At 60.3% G+C, this 13,123-nt stretch carries 14 protein-coding genes and 4 pseudogenes; 9 read left to right on the top strand and 9 right to left on the bottom strand.

Annotated features, from left to right (window positions below; genetic code table 11):
• The 7 genes and pseudogenes from ABVQ20_RS39945 to ABVQ20_RS39920 all read right to left on the bottom strand — a co-directional run.
• The coding region (locus ABVQ20_RS39945; RefSeq protein ID WP_354465312.1) for a recombinase zinc ribbon domain-containing protein at positions 1-332 on the bottom strand (332 nt) is incomplete at its 3' end.
• Positions 296-988 carry a recombinase family protein gene (locus tag ABVQ20_RS39940; RefSeq protein WP_354465319.1) on the bottom strand — a complete coding sequence of 231 codons (693 nt, stop codon included), beginning with the start codon at positions 986-988 and terminating at the stop codon, positions 296-298. The genes ABVQ20_RS39945 and ABVQ20_RS39940, both read right to left, overlap by 37 nt.
• Positions 989-1,071: 83 nt before the next feature.
• Entirely contained in the window at positions 1,072-1,209 is a 138-nt protein-coding gene (locus ABVQ20_RS39935; protein WP_354465213.1) for a hypothetical protein, read from the bottom strand.
• Entirely contained in the window at positions 1,193-1,366 is a 174-nt protein-coding gene (locus ABVQ20_RS39930) for a hypothetical protein (protein ID WP_354465212.1), read from the bottom strand. Before ABVQ20_RS39930 ends, ABVQ20_RS39935 begins: the two co-directional genes overlap by 17 nt.
• Before the next feature lie 70 nt (positions 1,367-1,436).
• A pseudogene (locus tag ABVQ20_RS40715) lies at positions 1,437-1,679 on the bottom strand (DUF5372 family protein); the annotation flags it as partial.
• Positions 1,666-2,320: pseudogene (locus ABVQ20_RS39925) on the bottom strand (IS110 family transposase); the annotation flags it as partial. The pseudogenes ABVQ20_RS40715 and ABVQ20_RS39925, both read right to left, overlap by 14 nt.
• 115 nt (positions 2,321-2,435) lie before the next feature.
• A pseudogene (locus ABVQ20_RS39920) lies at positions 2,436-2,776 on the bottom strand (transposase); the annotation flags it as partial.
• 457 nt (positions 2,777-3,233) lie between these two features.
• Between ABVQ20_RS39920 and ABVQ20_RS39915 the strand changes: the two are divergent.
• Entirely contained in the window at positions 3,234-4,832 is a 1,599-nt protein-coding gene (locus ABVQ20_RS39915; protein ID WP_354465310.1) for an ABC transporter substrate-binding protein, read from the top strand.
• A gap of 11 nt (positions 4,833-4,843) precedes the next feature.
• Here ABVQ20_RS39915 and ABVQ20_RS39910 read toward each other — a convergent pair whose 3' ends face one another.
• On the bottom strand, positions 4,844-4,981 hold the full coding sequence (locus ABVQ20_RS39910; protein ID WP_354465308.1) for a hypothetical protein: 138 nt from the start codon (positions 4,979-4,981) through the stop codon (positions 4,844-4,846).
• A 39-nt stretch (positions 4,982-5,020) separates the two neighbouring features.
• Between ABVQ20_RS39910 and ABVQ20_RS39905 the strand changes: the two genes are divergently transcribed.
• Both ABVQ20_RS39905 and ABVQ20_RS39900 read left to right on the top strand, forming a co-directional pair.
• A complete protein-coding gene (locus ABVQ20_RS39905; protein ID WP_354465307.1) occupies positions 5,021-6,076 on the top strand; it encodes a C45 family autoproteolytic acyltransferase/hydrolase in 1,056 nt (351 codons plus the stop codon).
• A gap of 145 nt (positions 6,077-6,221) precedes the next feature.
• Positions 6,222-7,763: a gamma-glutamyltransferase gene (locus ABVQ20_RS39900; RefSeq protein ID WP_354465305.1), complete on the top strand. Its 1,542-nt coding sequence runs from the start codon at positions 6,222-6,224 to the stop codon at positions 7,761-7,763.
• Between the two features lie 263 nt (positions 7,764-8,026).
• Here the strand turns inward: ABVQ20_RS39900 and ABVQ20_RS39895 are convergent, their stop codons facing one another.
• Positions 8,027-8,092, bottom strand: coding sequence for a hypothetical protein (locus tag ABVQ20_RS39895; RefSeq protein WP_354465317.1), 66 nt, complete (start codon positions 8,090-8,092; stop codon positions 8,027-8,029).
• A gap of 12 nt (positions 8,093-8,104) precedes the next feature.
• Between ABVQ20_RS39895 and ABVQ20_RS39890 the strand changes: the two genes are divergently transcribed.
• From ABVQ20_RS39890 to ABVQ20_RS39865, 6 genes and pseudogenes are all read left to right on the top strand, one after another.
• The gene (locus tag ABVQ20_RS39890) at positions 8,105-8,524 is read left to right on the top strand and encodes a hypothetical protein (RefSeq protein ID WP_354465303.1); all 420 of its coding nucleotides are present in this window, start codon (positions 8,105-8,107) and stop codon (positions 8,522-8,524) included.
• Between the two features lie 424 nt (positions 8,525-8,948).
• Positions 8,949-9,890 (top strand): ABC transporter permease, encoded by a 942-nt coding sequence (locus ABVQ20_RS39885; RefSeq protein WP_354465315.1) that lies wholly within the window; start codon positions 8,949-8,951, stop codon positions 9,888-9,890.
• Between the two features lie 2 nt (positions 9,891-9,892).
• Positions 9,893-10,774 carry an ABC transporter permease gene (locus ABVQ20_RS39880; protein WP_354465301.1) on the top strand — a complete coding sequence of 294 codons (882 nt, stop codon included), beginning with the start codon at positions 9,893-9,895 and terminating at the stop codon, positions 10,772-10,774.
• A gap of 7 nt (positions 10,775-10,781) precedes the next feature.
• Positions 10,782-11,783: an ABC transporter ATP-binding protein gene (locus tag ABVQ20_RS39875; RefSeq protein ID WP_435528519.1), complete on the top strand. Its 1,002-nt coding sequence runs from the start codon at positions 10,782-10,784 to the stop codon at positions 11,781-11,783.
• Complete coding sequence (locus ABVQ20_RS39870) at positions 11,780-12,823, top strand: ABC transporter ATP-binding protein (protein WP_354465313.1); 1,044 nt, start codon at positions 11,780-11,782, stop codon at positions 12,821-12,823. Before ABVQ20_RS39875 ends, ABVQ20_RS39870 begins: the two co-directional genes overlap by 4 nt.
• A gap of 84 nt (positions 12,824-12,907) precedes the next feature.
• Positions 12,908-13,123, top strand: a pseudogene (locus ABVQ20_RS39865) (CapA family protein); the annotation flags it as partial.

Below are 13,123 nucleotides of genomic sequence, written 5' to 3'. Positions count from 1 at the left end.
CGCTGCGCGATCGCCTGGATGGCCGCTTCAACGCCGAGCGGCTGCAGCAACCGCACGATCTCGGCTCCCACCGCCTCGTCGACCCGTAATGCGCCAAACGAGATACAGGGATCACCGTCGGGATTGCTCCGGGTCGCGTCGCACTTATAGCGACCGACATCACCCTTGGCGCCATTATAGCCAACAAGCAGCCGGCGGCCGCAATGACCGCAACGCAATAGCCCCGCGAGCAAAGCCTCTCCCTTGCGCACCGGCCCGCACACCATCATGCCCTTGCTGTTGGCATTGTCAGTAATCAGCCGTTCATTCCTTTCAAAGTCTGCCCAGGGCAAATAGCCTTCGTGATGACCAATGAGCAAGACTGCCCAATCTGAGCGAGCTTTGCGACGGCCGCGCACGATTCGCTTGCGCCCATTTTTTCGATTATCGTCCGACTTCCGCTTCGGCCAAAGGCATAAGCACCAGCATAAACAGGATTGGTGAGAAGGTTGCTCACCGTCGTGTAGACCGGAGGTTTCCACAGCACCTGCTGCTGTCCCGAGATCCTGGGGTTGATGTACGGCAGCGCTATCTGGTCACTGCGAAGCGATAGGAACACCTCGCGGATGCTTTGCATTTCGGCAAAGCGAGTGAAGACCAACCCAATCGCCTCGCGCACGCGCAGGTCGGGATCCCTTTCGATTTTGTCACCGCCCACTTTCACATAGCCGACGGCGACCGTGAAGAAGAGCTCGCCCCGTCGTGCTTTCTGCTTCAAGGCTTCCATCGAACGGGCCCGCAGGAGCGACAGTTCGAGCTCGCTCATCGTCCCTTTCATGCCCAGCAATAACCGATCGTTTGGATGGCGGGGTTCGTAGATGCCATCCTCATCGACGATCACCGCGCCAACCAGACCGCAAAATTCGATCAGCGTGTGCCAGTCGCGTCCGTTGCGCGCCAGACGCGACACTTCGATTGCGAACACAACACCGACACGGCCTTCACAGATCGCTGACAGCAGCTTCTCGAAGCCCGGACGACTGACGCCCGAACCGAGCGGCCAAGGTCGTCATCGATAACTGTCACATCCGTTCAGCCAAGAGCACGGGCGCGCTCGGCAAGACCATATTGACGCCGCCGGCTCTCATGATTGTTGGCAAGCTGGTCGACGGTCGATTGGCGGATGTAGATAAAGGCGCCGCGCGCCAGGTGGTCAGACGTGATCTTCATCGCCGGCCTCCGTCGCTGCGGCTGCGCCGCGTGCTTCCGACAGCAGCGCACTCACCAGTGGCAACAGCTTCGTCCGCTCGGCCGGTGCTATCGGTGCCGGTGGGGTCTTGGCCACGAAGAGATCGAGTTGGCGGTGACAGGATTGACGATGCTTCATGCTTGTCTCCTCCTTCGCAACGGGAATCGTCGCGTAGCAAGCTTAGACAGGCATCGAGCTTCGGACGAAGTTCGCGCAGATTCGTCAGTGGCAGACGGGGACTCTCCGTCACCATCATCGCCTCCGCACGATCCTCCGTCATCCAGATCGGCAACTGCACCAGGGTACCGTCAGGCTGGCGGATGATCAGAGCGACCTCGTCACCGTGGCGATTGCGCCCGGCAACAATAACCGCTTCCCCGTAACGGGGATGAAATCGATAGCGGATAATCGCTTCACCCGACCGATAGCGGGCATTATGAAGTTGTTGCACCAATACCGGGAACGCTCATCAGCCGCCGGCCGACCTCTTCCTGGCGAACGAGATTAAGAACCTGCTTGGTCAGGAGGGCGAACTCTCCCAGCATCGTACCGAGGATCGTCAGCAGCGCTCGACCAGCGGCATGACTACTGGTCCGCACCGGCCAGTTCGTGCACACGACCGGCGAAGGCAGTTCGCGTTGGGGTGCCCAGTTTGATGCCAGCCTTCCGCAGAATTGCCCTGACCACGCTCTCGACAGTGCGCATTTCGTTCAGCACCGTGCGGCGGGCGACAAGCAGGAACGCCAGAGTCGGCACTGCCGGCTCTTCACATGCACCCGCCGATACCAGCCGGTGCGCATGATCTGCGCCAATGCGCGGGCATCGTTGCGATCAGTCTTGTTCGGTATTGTCTTCATCGCCGCATTGGCCTGCCGCGTCTCGATGCAAATCGCCGACAGGCCCTCGGCACGTAGCCCGTCATATAGCCACGCCGTCAGCGAATACGTTTCCAGACCCATCCGTTCCAGCGGCAGATCAACTTCCCGCAAGACGGCCGAATGCGCTTGTGGCTCGCTCGCCGGACGCGTTTCGTCGACCACGCAGATGAGCGGTCTCTTCCAAAGACACGTCAAGTCCGGCAAAATACTTCATGGCTGCTCCTTCCGATGTTTGTGGCGTTCCAAAGCGACCACATTCTAACATCCCGACAGGAGCAGGGCCATCTTTCGGCTCGGCCGAGACCCCAATCACCCCATCTGGTTGGAAGTCACGGATGAGCGGTTCTTCGTAGCAGGTTTCCGCCCATAGCGACGAGGATCGGGGCATCCAGCGAAGGTGCGTTCGACCACCCAGCGGCGCGGCAGGACCTGGAAACCCTTTTGGTCGTCGATCGGCGGATGATCTCGATGACGAAGTCGAGATAGGCGGTTTTGCCCATAAGCTTGAGCGATCGTAGGCCGCGTCGGCGAACAGATGCTTGACCCAGGGCCAGCGCTTGCGGATACCGTCGAGAATGGCCTGTGCGCCGGCGCTGTCGGAGATGTTGGCCGGCGTTAGGTTGACCATCAAAAGCCGCCCGTCGGTATCGCCCGCAATGTGGCGCTTGCGGTGCAGCCCATCGGAGGAATGGCCCGGGCTACGTCCTGGCATGGCGCCTGAGATAAGAGAGGGCCGGGTCTCGGACGGTAAAAATAAAACGAAGCGAGCGAAATATATCTATCGTCGTCGCAAGGCTATCGATCGCCAGAGAAATTCGGACTCCCAACTAGCCCAGCGGGCGGCTTAGCTTGGAAGCCTCGTTTGGTCCAGCCGCAGGGTTCGCTCCAAGGCTGGATATTTCAAACGATGCCAGCTTCTGCAGCCCGTATTTCAGCAGCCGACGCATTTTGGCGCAAACTCTCCGTGCCGAGGTGCTACCCATTTCAAGATGAAATCTCGTGGTGAGGTCATTCGTGGGAGAATGAGGGGGCTGCCTCTTTGAGATCGAATGCCCTCACTCGCGGTGTCAACAGAACTGATAGGTGCGGATTAACCGCGCCGGTGGCTCAAAAGGGAGGAACTGGACATGACGATTTCTCGACGCGACCTCATCAAGATGGGCTTGGCCGCCGGAACGGCTGTATCGATCCCATCGGTCCTGCGAGCACAGACCGCGCCAACCGACGCACATATTGTGCGGATGGTGAAGCAGCTCGACCTTAGCGTCTTTGACTCGTACTATTCGTCGGCTGGCAGCACCGTCGATCACGCCTTAGCCATTTACGACATGCTGTTCTCACTCGATTCCAGGCTTTTGCCGCAGCCACAAATGGTGGGGAAGTGGGGTGTTTCCGACGACAAGAAGACCTATACGTTTGAGCTCCGGGATGGCCTGGGCTGGCACGACGGCACCCCCGTCACCGCGGCGGACTGTGTCGCCTCGATCCGTCGCTGGGGCCAGACTTCCGGCGGACAACTGCTCATGGAGCGGGCAAGGGATATCTCAAAGAAGGACGACAAGACCTTCACGATCGCGCTAAGGGAGCCGCTTGGGTTGCTGATCGATCTGCTGGCGGAAATGGTGGCGTACCCGCTGTTCATCATGCGCGAGAAGGATGCGGATCGCCCGCCAACCGAGCAGGTGACCACGAATATCGGATCGGGGCCGTTCAAGTTTAACCAGGCTCTTGCCAAGCCGGGCGCGAGCTTCACCTACGATCGAAATGAAAAATACGTACCGCGTAGCGAGCAGCCCGACGGATTCGCTGGTAGCAAGATCGTTAAGGTCGACCGGGTCATCTGGGATAATATGCCTGATCAGCAGACTGCTTTCGCCGCCTTGCAGGCGGGTGAGGTCGATTTCCTTGAAGCCCCTCCTGCCGATTTTTATTCAGCAATCGAGAGCGATCCCAACCTTGAACTCCAGGTTCTGAGTGAGTCAGGCAGTGCATTTTTTATGCGCATGAACTGTCTGCAGAAGCCGTTCGACAACGTCAAGGCGCGTCAAGCGATGCTCCACCTGATCGACCAGGAAGCGTTCGGGCGTGTCATTTCCCCCGATCCAAAATACGGCCGCACCGTCACTTCGATATTTGGAAGCAGTACCCCTTATACTAATGACGAGAATACGGGATGGTACAAGAAGGGCGGCGATCCGGAAAGGGCCAAGCAACTCTTCCAGGAGGCCGGATATGCCGGCGAGAAGGTCGTCATTCTCCAACCCACGGACTGGGCAGAGGCCAGCAACGCAGCGCAGTTTCTGGCGGCCACGCTGCGCAAGATTGGGATCAATGCCGAGCTTGCGCCGAGCGACTGGGGCGGAGTTGTCGCGCGCCGGGCGAAAAAGGACCCTGTTGAAAGCGGTGGTTGGAGCATCTTCATCACGGCCTCTAATGATTATACCTTCGAGCCGGTCACCGCACCCTGGTTAACCGCAAATGGCGAGAAGAGCTATTTCGGTTGGCCGAAGAACGACGAATATGAAGCCCTTCGGGCCAAATGGGCGGATGTCGAAACGCTCGAAGAGCGTAGGGCGCTGGCCCGTAAGATGCAAAAAATATGGTGGGACTCCGTCGGTTTTGTTTTGTTGGGTCAATCTGTTACGCCAATCGCGCGCCGCAAGACACTCACCGGTCTCATCGGCACGCCGGTGCAACTCGTGATGTGGAATATGCAGAAGGGCTGAGCAGGAGCTACCTACATCCTTCGCAGGATGATCTCGGCCATCGCCGTCATGCCAATGGCCGGATTCTTCGTCTTCCTGCTTCTCAGGATGGCGCCCGGCGACCAGCGGCTATCGTCGCCGGCGATACGAGCGCGCCTGGGGCTGGTCATCCAATGCCCAACAGCGGCTCATAGAAAGTAGAGGCCAAAATGTCCAGAAATCCCATCTCCCGCGTCCGCGCCAAGGGCGACGCCTTCTCCATCGGTTTTGCCCTCGGGCAGGCCAGCGCCTCCAGCTTCCGCGAGCGAGTCCTGCCTACCGAGCGATATCGGGCCCTGGAGGCCCGCTGGCTCGGATCGAACTACCTGAAGACTTTGGAATCCGCCGCCCGCGCGGCCTATCCCCGCTTCGTGCGCGAGATCGAGGGGATCGCCGCGGGCGCCGGGCAGGACTTCCAAACGGTCTTCCTATGGAATTGCCGACCCGACCTACGGTTTCCGGAGGACGTCTCGCCGGCGACGCAAGCCGCCGCCGCGGGCTGCACCTCGCTCTTGATTCCGGCGGAAGGTGACGGTCCGGCGGTAATCGCCCATAACGAGGACGGCTCGGCGCAGTTCCAGTTTCTCGGCGCCTGTTTCTGGGTCGAGGTCGAGCCCGACGAGGGCCCGGCCTGGAGCAGCTTCATGACTCCCGGCATGTTGCCGGGGGAAACATTTGGCCTGAACGAGGCCGGACTCGTCCAGACGATCAACGACATCACACCTCAGGATCTTCAGCCTGGCGTCACGCGGCAGATCATCTCCCGTGCGATCCTCGAGGCGAGAGGGCTGGACGAAGCGCTCGAAATCCTGAGGCGCAAGGATCGCGCCAGCGGCTTCCATCACAATCTCGGTGAGGCGAAGACGCGCCGGCTCGCCTCCGTCGAGGCGCCGGCCTCAGGCTGCGCTGTTCGGGAGGTCGCCTCGCCGCGAGCGCATGCCAACCACCTGCTATTCCGGGAATTCGACGGCCTCAAGCAGACGATCGACCCGTCTTCCCTCGTCCGGCAGGAGGGGGCGGACCGGATGATAGCAGAAGGCGCACTCGCGGGGGGCGCGGAGGCGGTGCTCTTCGATGAGACCACCCCGATCTATAAGAACGGGCGCGACGACGCCCAGACCCTCGCCACGAGCATCTTCGCGCTTTTTCCTGACCGCATAGAATGGCGCGTGCACGCGGTGCCGCACGAGCGCGACGCGCTAAACGGAACGATGCGCGTCGTCTAGCCCGCTGCAGCGATCGTCGGCGGGTCGGCGCTTTTGCTGCGAGGTCGCGGCGCGAACGTTTGCGACCGCACCACCGGATTTGCGAGATTAGGACGACGTCTTGGGTCTAGGATCGCCATCTAAACACGGACCTCAGGGAAACTGCATGAGCGGTGAAGCACCATTGCACGTCCACAGCAGCATGGGGTTCGGGATCGCGACCCCCGTGGCGTCAGCCACGGCCGCAGCAAACGCTATGAGGCAACAGGGCGGCAGCGTCTTCGACATGTATCTTGCCGCCCTTGCCTGCGCTTGGGTCGCAGATCCGGCCAACTGCAGCCCCTTTGGCCGCATGCAAGGCGTCTTTTCCGTGGCGGGCAAAGCCGGTTGCCTAAATGCCCCTACTGCGGTCCGGCGCGTACCGGAATCGGACGTACCCGTCCCTGGTAACATAGCCGCATGGTTCTTCATCAAACGTAGCGGCCGTTTGCGACTTCCAGTCCGCGCTTTGCTAGCGCCCGCCGCCGCGCTTGCCCAACAAGGCTTTGCGCCCACCATGGGCTTGACCGTTGCTCTCGAAAGCGAAGCCCCTGCATTGAGTGAACCCCTTAGGGCGATTTATCTGGAGGAAACCGGTGCACCTCGTGCACATGTACGAAATCCGGAACTCGCTGACCTATTTCGAATCTTGGCGGAATCTGAAAGCGAGGATGATTTCTGGCGTATCCTACGGGCGAGGGACCCTGGGCCCTGGAGCCCAGAAGAAACTCTCGACAACTCCGTTCGCCAGGCCGCTCCACTCACGCTCGACCTCGACCCCGACCCCGACGGGCGGCCCCAGCGCCTCCTCACGACTGGAGCTATCGAGACCTGGGGTACGTGGACCCTGCTCGGCGCGGCGGTGACCGTGGAATTGCGCCGGCGCCGCGCGCTGGTAGATTTTTCGCGGGCCATCGAGGCCTATGTCCTCTCCACTATTCTCCTGCTTGATCGGATACCTTTCTCAGTTGGGACCCTCGAACCCAAGGTTGGACGTCCTTCCGTTGACCTTGATATATCGTCGGAAGCCAGTGCAATCGTAGAACGGGTAATCCGGTTGCTGGATGCGCCCGTCGAAGTGCTGTGGAAAGAGCTAAAATCGACCTACTTCCCCGGACCGGCCAGTTGGACCGATGACGCCAACACGAATCATTTCGCCTTCGCTTCGGGCGACGACTTCCTATCGTTCACAACTTCGATCGGCCCCTGGTTCGGCTCGAAGCTGTGTTGGTGGGGCGCGGCGCTCGGCTACAGCTACGCAATGAAATCAAACTCGCTCTTCCAAGGCCAAACCCATGATGTCACTGAGATGTCGCCGCTCATTGTCGAAGTGGCCGGCGCGCCCACGCTCGCCATCGGTTCGGCCGGGAGCGAACGCATTCTGGGTTCGCTCACCTATCTGCTGTTCCTGAGGTTCGGCCTTGGCTTTTGCGACGACATGGCGAACTTGATGGCGAAGCCCCGCGTCTTTCCGAAAGACGGCAAGCTCCGCATGCACCCGGACTTTTGGCCCGATGCGCGCGCGCACCTTGAGGCTCGAGGCTTTGAGATAGCGCCAACGGGATACGAACCCTACACCCACGTGGGAATGGTGAATGCCGTGGAGCGTCTCGACAGCCGCCGGTATAAGAGCGGAGTTGACCCGTCGAGCACAGGCAGCGCCCTTTGATCGCGTAATGGTGCGGACGCTCAGGGTCGCACCGAAACGGATGCGGCGGACATCAAATCTGCTTGCGTGTGGCGATCGCTATGCCCGCATCGGGCCTCCACGGCGCCAATCATGCGGCGTTATAAGGCGCAGACGGCTATCAGAATATATCCTGCCAAGCACGTCGCCACCCGGCGCGGGGCAACCGTCCATCGCCGACAAGCGTGCCACTCCCGCCATCTTGCACCACACATGTGCACGCGCGCTGCAGGCGTCCCGGGTTATCAGCAGCGCCAGGCAAACAGCAGCTGGTTGGAAATCCCGTGACGCCGCGCCGTCGCCGAGGCCAGCCGCGGAGCCGAATGGCTCTCCTCGACGATCCGCAGCTTTTTCTCTTCCGACCATCAACGCCGGCGACCAGTGTCGACAATCTCGAGACGAGTGACGTGGCGACTATCGGTAAGGATATCCATACCAACAATCGGCTAGGCCCCCGGCAAGGCGTCTTTCACCGGATGTGTACAGTCGACCGTGGATTCAGTTTGGTCGAAGCGCTACGAGCGCCGAGGGTGGATGTGTCGGAAAGCGGCGTGCGCGCTCATGTCGAGGTAGGACCTGAGGCGATCGCCACTTTTCGCAGCCGCTGCCCGGAGGTAAGCGGCGCCGGCGGCAATCACCTCGGCGCGCAGTCCGAGCGATCGGACATGATGCGGATGGCCTTCCCGATGGTGCTGCCGATGATGCCTAGGGATGGCACATGCGTCGTGGTGCCTCATCATTGATGCCAAACTCCACAATGCGACAGCGCTATGCGCAACAGACGCGCGGAAAGTGAAACATTTCAAGCTGCGCTGGTTTCTGCAGCCGGTATTTCATAACTGGACGCATTTTGGCGCGAAGGCCCCTCCGCCAGCTATTACAGTTATAAAAATGTCGTCCTGCGGCAAGGTCATTTTGCGAGGTCTCTCGACGTTTTGAGATCGAATGCGTCACTCATGGTGTCAACAGCGCTAATAGGTGCGGATTAACCGCGCCACTAGCTCCAAAGCGGAGGAACCGGAACAAGATGCAAAGAATATGGTGGGGCTTCGTCGGCGACGTAAGGCTGGCTCAAACTGTCTCGCAAGTCTTGCACCGCAAGGCGCTCTCGGGCCTCATAGGCATGCCGCAGATCAGGCCGATGAACATGCAGAAGGATTGAGCGTAATGGTTGTCTACATCCTGCGCAGGATGGTCTCGACCATGGCCGTCATGGCGATGGTCGGGATCTTCGTTTTCCTGCTTCTCAGGCTGGCGCCCGGCGATCCCGCGGCCATCATCGCCGGTGACGCGGCCACGCCACAGATGATCGCCGGCATCCGCGAGCAGCTGGGACTAGATGATCCGCTGCCGGTTCAGTTCGTACATTGGGCTCTCAGCATCCTCAGCGGCGATTTCGGGATCTCGATCTTCGCCGGACGACCGGTTCTCGACCTCATCTCGCAGCGGCTTGAACCGACGGTCGCCCTTTCGGTCCTGACAATGATCGTTTCGGTGACGATTGGGGTCTCCTTCGGCATCCTTGCCGCGTGGCGAGCTGGCGGTCTCGTTGATCGCATCCTGACGGCATTCGCGACACTTGGTTTTTCTGTCCCAGTGTTTGTCGTCGGCTTCTTTCTCATATACTTGTGCGCTATCAGAACGCACTGGCTGCCCGTCCAAGGATACGTGCCGATCGACCATGACTTCGGGCTATGGCTTGTGCACCTGATCCTGCCGACCGTGACTTTAAGTATTCCCTACATTGCTTTCATCGCCCGGATCGCGCGTGCGAGCATGCTCGAGGTTCTGTCGGAAGACTATATGCGAACAGCCGCCGCCAAGGGCGCGTCGTCCTATGCCATGCTTTTCCATCATGCTTTGAAGAATGCAGGTGTCCCGATCCTGACGGTGATCGGCTTAAGTTTCGCGGGTCTAATTGGCGGTGTCGTCATCACGGAAACGGTGTTCAACATACCTGGTGTCGGTCGCTTGGTGGTCGATGCCATCAACAACCGCGACTATCCCATCATTCAAGGTGTGCTCATCCTGGTTTCGGGTCTGTACGTCCTGATCAATCTCGCGGTCGATCTTTCCTACACCCTGGTCGACCCCCGCATCCGGTACTGATTATGGCGCTCCTCTCCGCACCAGTTGAATACATCCCGACGGGCCGCCTGGGAATATCTGACCTTCCCCGTCTGGCAAGGCGGCATCCGCTCGTCCTTGTAGGCGGCGGCCTCTTGGCGCTGTTGATCGTATTAGCACTCGCGGCCCCGCTTTACGCGGGCGATCCATTGAACATCGATCCATTCAAACGCCTGCAACCGCCGTCAGCGGACATGTGGTTCGGAAGCGATAATCTGGGCCGTGATGTGTTTGCACGAACGGTGTTAGGCGCCCGGATCTCACTCATGGTCGGATTGACGTCGGCGGCGGTCGCGGCTCTGGGCGGTCTTCTTATCGGAGTTCTTGCCGGCTACAACCGCGGCTTCGATAATATCGTCATGCGGGTCATGGACGGCCTGATGTCGATCCCGACGTTTCTGTTGGCCATCGCCCTTATTTCTCTGACAGGGCCGGGACTCGGTATCCTCATCGTCGCCATCACGATCCCCCAACTGCCAAGCGTCACGCGGCTGGTTCGTTCGGTGGTTCTGGGTGTTCGGGAGCGTCCTTATGTCGAGGCCGCCCTCTGTGGCGGTGCGCGCCTGCCGAAAGTGCTGTGGCGCCATATCCTGCCGAGCACCATTCCGGCGCTTATGGTGCAGAGCGCCATCGTCTGCGCAGACGCAATTTTGACAGAGGCTGGGCTGAGCTTCCTGGGCGTAGGCGTGCCGCCCGAGATTCCGAGCTGGGGCAACATGATTTCAAGCTCTCGACTCTATCTCGCTATCGCCCCAATGACGATTTTCGCCCCGGGCATTTGCCTTGCCGTCACGGTCCTTGCCGTCAACCTGCTCGGGGACGGCCTGCGCGACCTGTTCGATCCCCGTGCGAAGCGTAGGCGCTGACATGCTAATGCGAGAATCCACAGTGGATGACCTGCTTCTCGACGTTCGAGACCTTGAGACGCACTTTTACGGCGAAGAAAGCGTCACCCGCGCCCTGGGCGGCATCAGCTTTCAGGTAAAGAGAGGCGAAACGCTCGGCGTCGTCGGCGAATCCGGATGTGGGAAGAGCGTCACCGCTCTCTCCATTCTTCGCCTGCTGCCGAAGCTGACCGCCAGGACTGTCGGCGGCGAGGTCCGCTTCCACGGACGCGACCTGCTTGAGCTGTCCGATCGGGATATGCGACAGATCCGCGGCGACCAGATCGCCATGATCTTCCAGGAGCCGATGACGAGCCTGAACCCGGTCTATTCGGTCGGCCGCCAGATCGCCGAGGCAGTGCAAATCCACACAAAAGCGTCCCGCTCGGTGGCCATGGCAAAGGCCGAAGAGATGCTCCGTCTGGTCCGCATTGCGGATCCCGAGCTTCGCGTCAACAACTATCCTTACGAAATGTCCGGGGGGATGCGCCAGCGCGCAATGATCGCCATGGCTCTCGCCTGTTCACCGGAACTATTGATTGCGGACGAGCCAACTACTGCGCTTGACGTTACTATCCAGGCGCAGATCCTGCGGCTTATCGTCGATCTGAAAGAGCGCACGGGAACGGCCGTCATGTTCATCACGCATGACCTGGGCGTTGTAGCCGAAACATGCCAACGCGTTGTTGTCATGTATGCTGGTCGAATCGTAGAGCAAGCGACCGCAATTGATCTCTTCGCGCGCCCCTCGCATCCCTACACCCAGGGCCTCATGCGATCGGTGCCTGATCCGCGGCGCGGTCGTCAGCATCGCCTTCCGGAAATCCCCGGGATCGTGCCAAGTCTGCGCGAACCCATTGTGGGCTGCAGCTTTGCGCCTCGCTGCCCGTTCGCGATCGATATTTGCCGCGAGAAGACACCTATCCTGCGTGATGTCAGGCCGGGCCACGCCGCGGCTTGCTGGCGCGCCGAAGAGGTAGTGGGCGCATGAGTGGTCCTTTGCTGAAAGTCGAGAATCTGACCAAGCATTATCCGCTCGGTACAGGATTCCTGAAGAAGACCATTCCGGTGATCCGCGCGGTGGAGGATGTGTCCTTCTCGGTCGAAGCCGGCGAGACGTTCTGCATCGTCGGCGAATCCGGCTGTGGCAAGTCCACCGTGGCGCGGCTTTTGATGCGGCTCGTGGCGCCAACGGCTGGCCGCGTCCTGATCGACGGAACCGACATTGCGGGTCTAAGGCAGCATGCGCTTCGCGCATGGCGCCGTCGGATGCAAATGGTCTTTCAGGATCCTTACTCGTCGCTGAACCCGCGTCTCACGACCGGACAGATCATTACTGAGCCTGTCGAGAACTTTGAGCGCCTCAGCCGGCGGCAGCGCCAGGCGCTTGCTGCAGATCTTCTCCGAAAGGTCGGAATGTCGCCCGAGATGATTCACAGGCTCCCGTCCGAGCTATCGGGCGGCCAGCGGCAGCGGCTCGGCATTGCACGGGCGCTGGCCCTTGAGCCCTCGCTAATCATCGCTGACGAAGCGGTGTCGGCCCTTGATGTGTCCGTGCAGGCACAGATCTTGAATCTGCTTATGGATCTTCAGCAGCAGATGGGCATCGCCTTCGTCTTCATCTCGCATGATCTCAGAGTCGTGGAGCATATCGCCCATCGCGTGGCGGTCATGTATTTGGGGCGGATCGTGGAGCTTGCGCCCTGCGAGGCGCTCTTCGCCAAGCCGGTCCACCCCTACACCGAGGCGCTGATCGCGGCAGCTCCGGTGCCGGATCCCACGCGGGTTCGGCTGGAGGTGCTCGTCGAGGGCGAGGTGCCAAGTCCGATCAATCCGCCAAGCGGGTGTGCGTTCCACCCGCGCTGCCCGCTGGCGGTCGAGCGGTGCCGCATCGAGGTGCCACCTTTGGTGCCGATGGCAGACGGGCGCGTCGTGGCCTGTCACGTGCGCGCTCCAGCTACAGAGATCCCTGGCTCGGCCGTGCGGTCCAATTCTTCGGCTCATGCCACTCTGCGCATGATCCGATCCTGACGCATGGTAACACTCACGTAACGAAAGTAAGGTGACAGTAGAACGCGCACTTGGAAAAAGTTGGAAATTATATGGAGAGAGAGTTTGTACGACAATGAAGGCCATCAGATCCAGCACGACGGTGGTTTTGATACGGTCGGTTCAATTGCCACAAACGTTGAAGACGGCTTCACAATGGCGGCAGTTGGCGATCTTCTCTTCGCGCGGCCCGTAACAAAAGGCTATCATCCAGGCTTGGCCGACGTCCTCAGGATCTTTCATAAGGCCGACGTCACTTTCGGCAACTTGGAAACCAACATC

Source organism: Mesorhizobium shangrilense (assembly GCF_040537815.1).
Classification (GTDB): Bacteria; Pseudomonadota; Alphaproteobacteria; order Rhizobiales; family Rhizobiaceae; genus Mesorhizobium; species Mesorhizobium shangrilense.
Note: the sequence above shows the minus strand (reverse complement) of the source record. Positions and strands in the feature narration are given on the sequence as shown.

Bases quoted from the DNA above. Each gene is read 5' to 3' on its own strand.
- ABVQ20_RS39885 (WP_354465315.1), top strand. From the start codon at position 8,949: ATGGTTGTCTACATCCTGCGCAGGATGGTCTCGACCATGGCCGTCATG.
- ABVQ20_RS39870 (WP_354465313.1), top strand. From the start codon at position 11,780: ATGAGTGGTCCTTTGCTGAAAGTCGAGAATCTGACCAAGCATTATCCG.
- ABVQ20_RS39930 (WP_354465212.1), bottom strand. From the start codon at position 1,366: ATGAAGCATCGTCAATCCTGTCACCGCCAACTCGATCTCTTCGTGGCC.
- ABVQ20_RS39905 (WP_354465307.1), top strand. From the start codon at position 5,021: ATGTCCAGAAATCCCATCTCCCGCGTCCGCGCCAAGGGCGACGCCTTC.
- ABVQ20_RS39875 (WP_435528519.1), top strand. From the start codon at position 10,782: ATGCGAGAATCCACAGTGGATGACCTGCTTCTCGACGTTCGAGACCTT.
- ABVQ20_RS39900 (WP_354465305.1), top strand. From the start codon at position 6,222: ATGAGCGGTGAAGCACCATTGCACGTCCACAGCAGCATGGGGTTCGGG.
- ABVQ20_RS39890 (WP_354465303.1), top strand. From the start codon at position 8,105: ATGGCTCTCCTCGACGATCCGCAGCTTTTTCTCTTCCGACCATCAACG.
- ABVQ20_RS39910 (WP_354465308.1), bottom strand. From the start codon at position 4,981: ATGACCAGCCCCAGGCGCGCTCGTATCGCCGGCGACGATAGCCGCTGG.
- ABVQ20_RS39935 (WP_354465213.1), bottom strand. From the start codon at position 1,209: ATGAAGATCACGTCTGACCACCTGGCGCGCGGCGCCTTTATCTACATC.
- ABVQ20_RS39880 (WP_354465301.1), top strand. From the start codon at position 9,893: ATGGCGCTCCTCTCCGCACCAGTTGAATACATCCCGACGGGCCGCCTG.
- ABVQ20_RS39915 (WP_354465310.1), top strand. From the start codon at position 3,234: ATGACGATTTCTCGACGCGACCTCATCAAGATGGGCTTGGCCGCCGGA.